We start from the raw sequence: 9665 nt of genomic DNA, 5'->3' as shown, positions 1-9665 counted from the left end.
GGTCCTGCGGTGTCCTGCAGCAATGGGCCTGCCGGACTCAGACGCCCCACAGCACGTCGTAATTTCCCTTCTTTGCTTCACGCAGCATGTCCAGCAGCGGATAGGCACGCGCCGAAAACGTCACCGGCTCGATCTTTTCATGGCCGTTGTCGTCGCCGTTGGCGTTGTGATGCGCGTGCACGTCGCGCTCCAGGGCTTCGGCAGCTTCATGCGACTTGCTGTTGTCGATCTGCTTCTCGATCAGCGCGACCGCGTCGGCGCTTTCGGCTGCGGTGATCACGCCGCGCTTGATGTCCTTGTGCAGCAGGTCGAGGATGGGCTTGGCATGGGATTCATACATGACAACATCTGCAGCCGCTTTTGATTTGAACGTTACCAGCATATTTCCTCAGGGTATTGGTGTTGATGAGAGCGTATCTGCCTGTTTCCTTCCAGATAACGCCTTGGTGCTTAATTTCTGCTTAATTATTGCCTAATGGGTTTACGGCAGGTTGACAGAATACCCCGGACGCGCCGCGCTTGTCATCTGCGCCGGCTCTTCAGGCCTGTCAGCTTGGCGCAAACGAGGTGAAAAAGGTTTCGGCGTGTTCGGCGTCGATGGACTTCTCCGGACCGACGATCAGCACCTGGTAGATGCGCTTGTCGCGCGCCAGCAGCCGCGCCATGAGCCGCATCGGCTGACCGTGCGCCATGCCGGCGACCACCACGTCGAGAGTGCGGTCGCCCGCGGTTTTCCCGGGAATCGTCGCCGGCGTCCCCGTGCCGCCGATGTTGTTGATCAGCGCGGTACGCATCGCTTCCAGCGCCTTCCCGGTTTGCGCGGCATCGGCCAACTCGGCGGCGCCGACCGCGAAGGTGACGCCGTCGATCTCGGCCGCGGTCATGGTCATGGACACCGGCAGGCCGTCGAGGTCGATCTGGCGCGTGAAGGAGGCCGGTTTGGCGGGCAGCAGCACGGTGAACTGGATCTTTTCGCCGTGGGCTTCGCGCCAGTTGTATTTGGGCGAGCAGGCTGTCAGCAGCGTGGCAAAGAGCGCCAGCAGGGCGAAGGAAAAGGCGGGGGATGTGTGGCGCATGGTCATGAAAAATCAGGTGAAATCAAGGTAAATGCGAAACCGCAGGCCGGCGCGAGAACGTCCGCACGCCGTAGACCACGCCGATGCACAGCAGCACTGCACCGGCCAATACGCGAAGGTCGGGCGCGACGCCGCGCAGCAGGAAAGCATACAGCAAGGCGGCCAGCGTTTCGAACACGATCAGCTGCGCCACCAGCGCAGTCGGCAGCAACTGGCTGGCCTTGTTCCACAGCAGCGTGCCCAGCCATGACGCCGACAATCCGATCACCAGCATCATGACGACGAAGGTTCCGGGACGTGGTCCCAGCGGGAACGCGTAATCGCTGCCGCTGGCGACGCCGTATATCCCGAACAGCGCGAAGCCGATCAGCGCCATCGGCAGCGTGGCCAAGCCCTGCGCGGTGGCCCAGGTGACCGAGTTGATGTGCGTGTGGGTGCGCAGGTAGCGCGAATTGACGATCGGATACCAGGTCCAGGCGGCGATGGCGCAGACCGCGATGAGGCAGCCCAGCGCATAGTCGGTGGTGGAGCGGGCGTTGCCGATGGTGTCGCGCAGACGCTCCAGCTCGCTGCTATTGACCAGCGTCAGGCCCAGGCCCAGGATCATCAGCGACGGCGCCAGCCGGCTCCATGCGACCGATTCCGAGACGTGACCGGGACGCCAGTTGGCGCACACCGAAATCACGATCGGCAAGGTGCCGATCAGCATCGTCGGCAAGGGCGCATCGGCCAGCTGGATGGCAGTGGCCAGCATGGCGTAGTAGATCAGGTTGCCGACCAGGGCGAGCTTGAAGGCGACAGTCCAGTCCTGCCGGCTCAGCAGTCCGATGCGACGGCGATCGAACCAGGCCGGCGCCAGCGCGATCAGGCCGAAGGCGACATAGCGTCCCAGCGAGAGCACCACGCCGGGGTAATCGCCGAGTAGCAGCGGCGTGACAAAGACCAGGCCCCACATCAGGCCGGCGCACAGCGCGCAGAGTATTCCAATGAACATATAAGAGTCAGGACAGAGTCAGGGAGAGGCCACGCGCGGCCCGCAAAGGCAGCCGTAAAGTGTCGCCATTTATTCGCATTCGCGCTGGAATTGTTGTTCCGCTTTGGCGCGTCGGCTGTATTCGATGTCGCCGGAAGGACGACCTTGCAAGCTGTTGGACGATTGCACCTGCAGACCCGGCATCGGTGACGGCGGCGGGGTTCCTGGCGGCGTCGCCGAGGTCAAGGTTGAGGCCTGTCTGCGCGCCGGGTGGCAAGGGACTCATGGCCTTGCCGATTGCGTTACTGTCCGCAGTAGTGGAATTCGCGGCACCGAATGCGCCGCCGCTGGTCAAAGCCAGCAACAGGGAGGCGACGGCAAGGCGGACGGGCTGATTCATGGCGGCGGGATGTTTTCTGCGAGAACGCCATGATAGCAAACGATGCCGCACCGGCAGATGGGTAGAAATGACGGCAGATCATTCCAACCGACCAACGGCAATTCAAGAAGGAGCCATCCCCCATGTCAGCTTCCCCTCCTGCTTCCGCGCAATACAACATGGCTGAACTGACGCTGCGCGGCGTCATCCTCGGCGCACTCATCACCATCGTGTTTACGGCGTCCAACGTCTATCTCGGGTTGAAGGTCGGCCTGACGTTTTCCTCGGCCATCCCGGCGGCGGTGATTTCAATGGCGGTGCTGCGCCTGTTCGGCTCCGCCAGCATCCTCGAAAACAACATGGTGCAGACCCAGGCCTCGGCGGCCGGCACGCTGTCGGCGGTGATTTTCATCCTGCCCGGCGGTGACGACGTGCGCAAGGGGCTCAACGACATCTGGGCCGGCAGCATCGTGTCGGCGGCGGTGGCGCTGGTCACCGGCGGTTTTCGTTTGCTGTCGGAGGGACTGAATGTCTGGGCCGGCATCGGCGCCGCGATTTTCCGGCTGCCGCTGGGTTTTTCACTGGCCCTCCTTGGCGCCGGCTACCTGATCGGCATCGTCGCCGGCGTGGCGGTATTGATCGGCGTGATCATCAGCTGGGTGTTCGCCGTGCCGATCCTGAGCATGCTGACGCCCGCGTCGCCGGGCACGACGCTCGCCGCGTACGCCACCGGCTTGTGGGGCAGCCAGGTGCGCTTCATGGGCGCCGGCACCATCGGCGTGGCGGCGGTGTGGACGCTGATCACGTTGTTCCGGCCGATGGTGGCGGGCGTGCGCGAGTCGCTGCGCAGTCGCAGCACGTTCGACGACGGCAGCGAGCGCCCGCTGACCGACCGCGATTTGCCTGTGCGCGCGATTGCCTTGATCGGCGTGGCGGTGATGGCCTTGCTGACGCTGATCTTTTCCGTGTTCCTGATCGATGCCCGACTGTCGTTGCCGTTGCTGTGCGGACTGGTTGCCATGAGCCTGGCGTTCTCGTGCGTGTTCGGCTTCCTGGTGGCGGCCGCCTGCGGCTACATGGCCGGGCTGGTGGGGTCATCGAGCAGTCCGATTTCCGGCATCGGCATCATCGCGATGATCCTGGTGTCGCTGTTGCTGCTGGCCTCGGGCAGCGTCGATCATCTGCTTGATGCGCCCGGCTCGAGCAAGCTGCCGATCGCCCTGGCGATCTTCGTGACCGCGGCCATCATCGCCATCGCGGCCATCGCCAACGACAACCTGCAAGACCTCAAGACCGGCTGGTTGGTGGGTGCCACGCCTTACCGCCAGCAGATCGCGCTGCTGATCGGCTGCGTCGTCGGCGCCGCGGTGATCTCGCCGATTCTTGAGCTGCTCTACAACGCCTACGGTTTCGTCGGTGCGCTGCCGCGACCCGGCATGGATGCTTCGCACGCTCTGGCGGCGCCGCAGGCGACACTGATGACGGCGATCGCCAACGGCATCTTCACGCATCAGCTGAACTGGACCATGATCCTGATCGGCGTGGCCATCGGCGCGCTGCTGATCGTCATCGACATCGTCCTGGAAAAACGCGGTAGCAAGGCGCGCGTGCCGGCGCTGGCGGTCGGCCTGGGGATCTACCTGCCGCCGTCGGTCGGCATGGCGCTGGTGGCGGGCGCGCTGATCGCATGGGGTTTGCAGCTGCACCTGGCCAAACGCAAGGCGTCCGGCGACAAGGCCGGGGCCGGGCGCATAGAACGGCGCGGCGTACTCGTGACGTCCGGTCTGATCGTCGGAGAAAGCCTCATGGGCGTGATCCTGGCGGCGGTGATCGGCGCCACCGGACGTGACGATCCGCTGGCGCTGGTCGGCGCCGGTTTTGCGCCGGCTGCGCAATGGCTGGGATTGGCGGTGTTCGCGCTGGTGATCGCGTGGTTCGTGCGGCGATTGCTCAAGGCCGCCTGAGGAGAGCGAACTGCGCTATTGCTCGCGCAGCGCGCGCCGATACTGGATTGCTTCGGCGATGTGGACCTTGCCGATGATCGGGACTTGCGACAAGTCGGCAATGGTGCGCGCGACTTTCAGCACGCGGTGATAGGCGCGCGCCGACCAGTTCAGGCGCGTCATCGCGGTACGCAGCAAGTCTTCGCCGGCGGCATCGGGTTTGCAATGCAGATCGATTTCGGTGGTCGACAGCAGGTAGTTGCTTTTGCGCTGGCGTCGTTGCTGCACCTCGAAGCTGCTTGCCACGCGCGCGGCAATGTCCGCCGATGCTTCGCCTGCGGCTTGTTGCAGCAAATCGTCATGCGCGATGGCGCCGACCTGGATTTGCATGTCAATGCGATCCAGCAGCGGACCTGAAATTTTTCCCTGATAACGCGTCACCTGATCCGGCGTGCAGCGGCATTCGCGATGACGCGCGCCAAGGAAGCCGCACGGACAGGGATTCATCGCAGCGATGAGCTGGAAGCGCGCCGGGAAATCAGCTTGACGCGCGGCCCTGGAGATCGTGATCTGGCCTGATTCGAGCGGTTCGCGTAATACTTCCAGCACCTTTCGATCGAATTCCGGGAGCTCGTCGAGGAACAATACACCGCGATGCGCCAACGAGATTTCGCCAGGGCGTGGTGTGCTGCCGCCACCGACCAGTGCGACGCCGGATGCGGTGTGGTGCGGCGAACGGTAAGGGCGCACCTTCCAGCGCGCGGCGGAAAATCCGCTGGTCAGCGATTGCACGGCAGCCGATTCCAGCGCCTCCTCATCTGTCATGGGCGGCAAGATGCCGGGGAAACGCGCCGCCAGCATCGACTTGCCGGTGCCGGGAGGCCCCACCAGCAGCACGCTGTGGCCGCCGGCTGCAGCGACTTCGAGCGCGCGCTTGGCCTGCAACTGGCCTTTGACGTCGGAAAAATCGAGATAGGCTGGTGCGGCAGGCTTGATGGCCGGCCGGTGCTGTGTCAGCCGTACGTCGGTGTCGGCGCCGCGAGCGGCGAAATGGGCGCACACCTGCAGCAGCGAATCAGCGGGGAAAATGGTGGCGTCAGCGACCAGCGCGGCTTCGTCGGCGCTGTCGCGCGGCAGGATGAAAATACGCCGGCGGCCGTCACTGTGATGCGAGGTGCGCATGGCGTAGGTCATCGCCAAGGCGCCACGGATCGGTCGCAAGTCGCCCGACAGCGTCGAGATCGTCGCCGGGCATTTGTCCGGAGGCAGCCAGGATGCCCAGCGCGATCGGCAAATCAAAACGGCCCGACTCCTTGGGCAGGTCGGCGGGCGCAAGATTGACGGTGATTCTTTTGGCGGGAAATTCGAAGCGCGCGTTCTGCAGGGCGGCGCGCACGCGGTCCTTGGATTCCTTCACCTCGGTTTCCGGCAGGCCGACGATGGTGAAGGACGGCAGACCGTTGGCCAAGTGTACCTCCACCGTGACCTGGGGCGCTTGCATGCCCGCCAGCGCACGGCTTTTCAATACAGCAAGGCTCATGGGGATGGAATCACGAGGCTTTCTGGCGTGCTTCGAGTTCGGCTACGCGGGCTTCCAGTTCTTCCAGTTTGGCGCGGGTCTTGGCCAGCACCTGCGCCTGGATGTCGAATTCTTCGCGGGTCACCAGGTCCAGCTTGGAGAAACCCTGGCTGAGCATGGCCTTGACGTTTTTCTCGATGTCTTTGGCGGGAGAGTTTTCGATTGCCTTGTTGATTTTGGACTGAATATCTTCGAAGAATTGTGGTTTGTCCATGATGCTTCCTTTATTTTGAGTAATGACTATCCGACAAGTGTAGCGCTTTCGTTGTCGTGCGGGAAAACAAAGCAACGCAAAACACACCGGTGCAATCGGTGTCATGGTGCTGCATGTCAGAATGGAATAGCGCCGAAACGTTCAGCGCCGGTTGCGGCGGGTGTCACGGTTTATCCGATCGTCGGGGACGGTTGCTGCAATCCGGCATGAAGCGGCTTTAGATTGATGGCATTTTTGCAACACTTTTATGCGTCCTCAACCGGGTGGCAAAACTGCGCCCGGTGATGCACCATAAAAAACAAAAATTTCCCAAGGGAAAATGTTGCGTTGAAATTGTTGCGCACTATTGTTGTGCGGCGACGTTTGTGTTTCACTCTAATGCACTGTTTTTGGGAAAAAAAGAAAAAATGCCTAATTGGAATGTTGATTTGCGCTAAAAAAAGTAACGCAAACTGCCAAAAAAGGGTTGGCATGGCTCCTGCTATACAAGTTGTGCAGAAATGAACAATTTGTTGTTTAACAGAAACCTAGAGGGACGCCATGAAAAAATTGATTCTTGCAGCCGCAGTCGCAGCATCGTTTGCATCCAGCTTCGCGCATGCCGAGGACGCACCTAAGCCAGATAATGAATTCACCTTCAATGCGGCAGTCGTCAGCGACTATCGCTACCGCGGTCTGACACAAACGCGCTTCGATCCGGCTTTGCAAGTGGGTGCCGACTACACTAACAATCCAACCGGTCTGTATCTGGGTACATGGGCGACCAACATCAAATGGATCAAGGACGCGGGTGCCAATACGACGCCCCCTACCAACACCAAGGGCAATATCGAGTGGGATATCTACGGTGGCAAGCGCGGCGATATCGGCGGCGGTTTCACTTATGACGTCGGCGGCCTGTACTACTACTATCCAGGCAACACATTGGCAAACAGCGGCGTCAAGAATGCCAACACATTCGAACTCTATGGCCAGGTCGGCTATGGCCCTGGCTACTTCAAATATTCGCAATCGCTGACCAATCTGTTCGGTGCTGTCAACAGCAAGTACAGCCAGTACTACGATCTGGGCGCCAACATCGACAGCTACTTTGGCACCGTGGTAGGCCTGCATCTCGGTCACCAAAGCGTCCACGGCTCGACCGCCCAGTTCAGCTACAACGACTGGAAAATCGGTGTGAGCAAAACATTTGAAGATCTGGCCGGCATCACTCTGGGTGTGGCATACGTCGGTACTGACCTGAAAGACGGCGTTAGCACAACGCCAGCGTCAAATGGTCTGAAAAATGTTGGCCGGAATGGCGTTGTTTTCTCCCTTAGCAAAACTTTCTAATTGAGGTCGGTATGAAACTGATTACAGCGATCATCAAACCATTCAAGCTTGACGAGGTGCGTGAAGCCTTGTCGGCGATCGGCGTGCAAGGCATCACCGTGACGGAAGTCAAAGGTTTCGGCCGCCAAAAGGGCCACACCGAGCTGTATCGCGGTGCGGAATATGTGGTGGACTTCCTGCCGAAGACCAAGATCGAAGCCGCCGTTGACGATTCCATCGTTGAGCGCGCGCTGGAAGCCATCGAGGCTGCAGCACGTACAGGCAAAATCGGCGACGGCAAGATCTTCGTACAAGATCTGCTGGACGTTATCCGCATCCGTACCGGCGAAACCGGCAAAGACGCTCTTTAAGGGGGACAGTAATGAGTATCAAGAAAATGTTTTCAAGTGCGCTTGCAATCGGCACGTTGTTGTTGGCGGTGAGTTTCGCCGCACCGGTCCAGGCGCAAGACGCGCCGAAGCCGGAAGCCGCCGCCGCTGCTGCTCCTGCGGCGGAAGCGCCGAAGGCTGACGCACCGAAAGCCGAAGCGCCTGCAGCGGCTCCTGCTGCTGCCGCTGCTGCAGCCCCGGCTGCCGCCGCAGCTGCACCTGTGCTGGTTCCGAACAAGGGCGACACGGCCTGGATGCTGGTGTGTACTGCATTCGTGATCCTGATGACATTGCCGGGCCTGGGCCTGTTCTACGGCGGTCTGGTCCGCAGCAAGAACATGCTGTCGGTGCTGATGCAATGTTTCGTGATCTTCTCGCTGATCTACATCCTGTGGTTCGTCTACGGCTACAGCATCGCATTCACTGAAGGCAACGCGTTCTTCGGCGGCTTCGATCGTCTGTTCCTGCACGGCCTCAACGGCGACTCGACCACTGCAACCTTCAGCAAGGGCGTCGTGATTCCTGAACTGTCGTTCGTGGCCTTCCAGGGCGCGTTCGCAGCGATTACCGTGGCGCTGATCATCGGTTCCTTCGCTGAGCGCGTGAAGTTCTCCGCCGTGATCGCATTCTCGATCCTGTGGTTCACTTTCTCGTACCTGCCGATGGCCCATATGGTCTGGTTCTGGCCTGGTCCGGATGCATTCACCGACGCTGCTGCTGCAGAAAAGGCGACTGCGATCTCCGGCTGGTTGTTCCAGAAGGGCGCGCTGGATTATGCCGGCGGCACCGTGGTGCACATCAACGCTGCGATCGCCGGTCTGGTCGGTTCGTATGTGATCGGCAAGCGCGTCGGTTACGGCAAGGAAGCCTTCAAGCCGCATAGCCTGACGTTGACCATGGTCGGCGCCTCGCTGCTGTGGTTCGGCTGGTTCGGCTTCAACGCCGGTTCCGGTCTGGAAGCCAACGGCGGTGCAGCGTTGTCCTTCGTCAACACCATCCTGGCAACTGCTGCTGCAGTGCTGTCGTGGAGCTTCGGTGAATGGATCGGCAAGGGCAAGCCTTCGATGCTGGGTGCAGCGTCGGGTGCAGTCGCCGGCCTGGTGGCGATTACTCCTGCAGCCGGTTTCGTCGGTGTCTGCGGTGCGGTCGTGATGGGCCTGCTGGCCGGTCTGCTGTGCCTGTGGGGCGTCACCGGTCTGAAGAAACTGCTGGGTTCGGACGATGCGCTGGACGTGTTCGGCGTGCACGGCGTGGGCGGTATTCTGGGTGCGATCCTGACTGGCGTGTTTGCTGCGCCTAGCCTGGGCGGCACAGGTATCTACGATTACGTCGCCAACGCAGTCGCTCCCGACTACTCGATCGGCGGTCAGGTCTGGATTCAGTTCCAGGGCGTGCTGACTACCGTGATCCTGTCGGGCGTGGTCTCCTTCATCGCCTACAAGCTGGTCGACATCGTGATCGGTCTGCGTGTGACGGAAGAAGAAGAGCGCGAAGGCCTGGACATCTCCAGCCACGGCGAATCGGCTTACCACTCTTAATCAGTTTTCCGGGGCCCCGGCCCCGTTCAGAAGCGCCCGCGACTCCGGTCCGGGCGCTTTTTTTATGTCTCTTTAAAAAAACGACAACGCCGCCATGTAAAAGACCTCTCCACCAGATATTGCCGGGTGGCGAAGGACGCAATAGCCAGAATCCCGCTAAAATGGCCGGTTCCTGTCGGTTTTGTTATCGGTTCTTGCCATCGATCGCCGCCGCAGTTTGTCTGATTTCGTCCAATCGCTACCGAGCACGCGCAGAAGGTCTT

Annotated in this window: 9 protein-coding genes and 1 pseudogene; 5 read left to right on the top strand and 5 right to left on the bottom strand. The window is 61.1% G+C overall.

Annotated features, from left to right (window positions below; translation table 11 throughout):
* Positions 1–37: 37 nt before the first annotated feature.
* A complete protein-coding gene (locus tag HLUSI_RS0122295) occupies positions 38–382 on the bottom strand; it encodes a DUF1840 domain-containing protein (RefSeq protein ID WP_029363895.1) in 345 nt (114 codons plus the stop codon).
* Here HLUSI_RS0122295 and HLUSI_RS33340 point away from each other — a divergent pair.
* Positions 339–476 carry a hypothetical protein gene (locus HLUSI_RS33340; protein ID WP_162098089.1) on the top strand — a complete coding sequence of 46 codons (138 nt, stop codon included), beginning with the start codon at positions 339–341 and terminating at the stop codon, positions 474–476. The genes HLUSI_RS0122295 and HLUSI_RS33340 overlap by 44 nt on opposite strands.
* Positions 477–548: 72 nt before the next feature.
* Here HLUSI_RS33340 and HLUSI_RS0122290 read toward each other — a convergent pair whose 3' ends face one another.
* Both HLUSI_RS0122290 and HLUSI_RS0122285 read right to left on the bottom strand, forming a co-directional pair.
* Complete coding sequence (locus tag HLUSI_RS0122290; RefSeq protein ID WP_016836067.1) at positions 549–1082, bottom strand: hypothetical protein; 534 nt, start codon at positions 1080–1082, stop codon at positions 549–551.
* A gap of 16 nt (positions 1083–1098) precedes the next feature.
* A complete protein-coding gene (locus tag HLUSI_RS0122285) occupies positions 1099–2070 on the bottom strand; it encodes a DMT family transporter (RefSeq protein WP_029363893.1) in 972 nt (323 codons plus the stop codon).
* A 501-nt stretch (positions 2071–2571) separates the two neighbouring features.
* On the opposite strand from HLUSI_RS0122285, the gene HLUSI_RS0122275 reads away from it, so the two are divergent.
* A complete protein-coding gene (locus HLUSI_RS0122275; RefSeq protein ID WP_029363892.1) occupies positions 2572–4392 on the top strand; it encodes an OPT family oligopeptide transporter in 1821 nt (606 codons plus the stop codon).
* Positions 4393–4407: 15 nt separating this feature from the next.
* Here HLUSI_RS0122275 and HLUSI_RS30075 read toward each other — a convergent pair.
* Both HLUSI_RS30075 and HLUSI_RS0122265 read right to left on the bottom strand, forming a co-directional pair.
* Positions 4408–5911: pseudogene (locus HLUSI_RS30075) on the bottom strand (YifB family Mg chelatase-like AAA ATPase).
* A 10-nt stretch (positions 5912–5921) separates the two neighbouring features.
* Complete coding sequence (locus tag HLUSI_RS0122265; RefSeq protein WP_016836063.1) at positions 5922–6164, bottom strand: accessory factor UbiK family protein; 243 nt, start codon at positions 6162–6164, stop codon at positions 5922–5924.
* A gap of 540 nt (positions 6165–6704) precedes the next feature.
* On the opposite strand from HLUSI_RS0122265, the gene HLUSI_RS0122260 reads away from it, so the two are divergent.
* From HLUSI_RS0122260 to HLUSI_RS0122250, 3 genes are read left to right on the top strand one after another with little or no spacing between them, the layout of a single operon-like run.
* Positions 6705–7496 carry a TorF family putative porin gene (locus HLUSI_RS0122260; RefSeq protein WP_029363891.1) on the top strand — a complete coding sequence of 264 codons (792 nt, stop codon included), beginning with the start codon at positions 6705–6707 and terminating at the stop codon, positions 7494–7496.
* Positions 7497–7507: 11 nt separating this feature from the next.
* Positions 7508–7846, top strand: a complete 339-nt coding sequence (locus HLUSI_RS0122255; RefSeq protein ID WP_007884397.1) for a P-II family nitrogen regulator — start codon at positions 7508–7510, stop codon at positions 7844–7846.
* Between the two features lie 11 nt (positions 7847–7857).
* Entirely contained in the window at positions 7858–9402 is a 1545-nt protein-coding gene (locus HLUSI_RS0122250) for an ammonium transporter (protein WP_016836061.1), read from the top strand.
* Positions 9403–9665 lie beyond the last annotated feature (263 nt).

The sequence above is a fragment of the Herbaspirillum lusitanum P6-12 genome, from assembly GCF_000256565.1.
In the GTDB taxonomy this organism is placed as follows: Bacteria; Pseudomonadota; Gammaproteobacteria; order Burkholderiales; family Burkholderiaceae_D; genus Herbaspirillum; species Herbaspirillum lusitanum.
The sequence above is the reverse complement of the archived record's forward strand: the minus strand, read 5'-3'. Positions and strand labels throughout refer to the sequence as shown.

Coding starts and splice junctions, on each gene's coding strand:
- HLUSI_RS0122260 (WP_029363891.1), top strand. CDS start 6,705: ATGAAAAAATTGATTCTTGCAGCCGCAGTCGCAGCATCGTTTGCATCC.
- HLUSI_RS33340 (WP_162098089.1), top strand. CDS start 339: ATGACAACATCTGCAGCCGCTTTTGATTTGAACGTTACCAGCATATTT.
- HLUSI_RS0122290 (WP_016836067.1), bottom strand. CDS start 1,082: ATGACCATGCGCCACACATCCCCCGCCTTTTCCTTCGCCCTGCTGGCG.
- HLUSI_RS0122255 (WP_007884397.1), top strand. CDS start 7,508: ATGAAACTGATTACAGCGATCATCAAACCATTCAAGCTTGACGAGGTG.
- HLUSI_RS0122275 (WP_029363892.1), top strand. CDS start 2,572: ATGTCAGCTTCCCCTCCTGCTTCCGCGCAATACAACATGGCTGAACTG.
- HLUSI_RS0122295 (WP_029363895.1), bottom strand. CDS start 382: ATGCTGGTAACGTTCAAATCAAAAGCGGCTGCAGATGTTGTCATGTAT.
- HLUSI_RS0122265 (WP_016836063.1), bottom strand. CDS start 6,164: ATGGACAAACCACAATTCTTCGAAGATATTCAGTCCAAAATCAACAAG.
- HLUSI_RS0122250 (WP_016836061.1), top strand. CDS start 7,858: ATGAGTATCAAGAAAATGTTTTCAAGTGCGCTTGCAATCGGCACGTTG.
- HLUSI_RS0122285 (WP_029363893.1), bottom strand. CDS start 2,070: ATGTTCATTGGAATACTCTGCGCGCTGTGCGCCGGCCTGATGTGGGGC.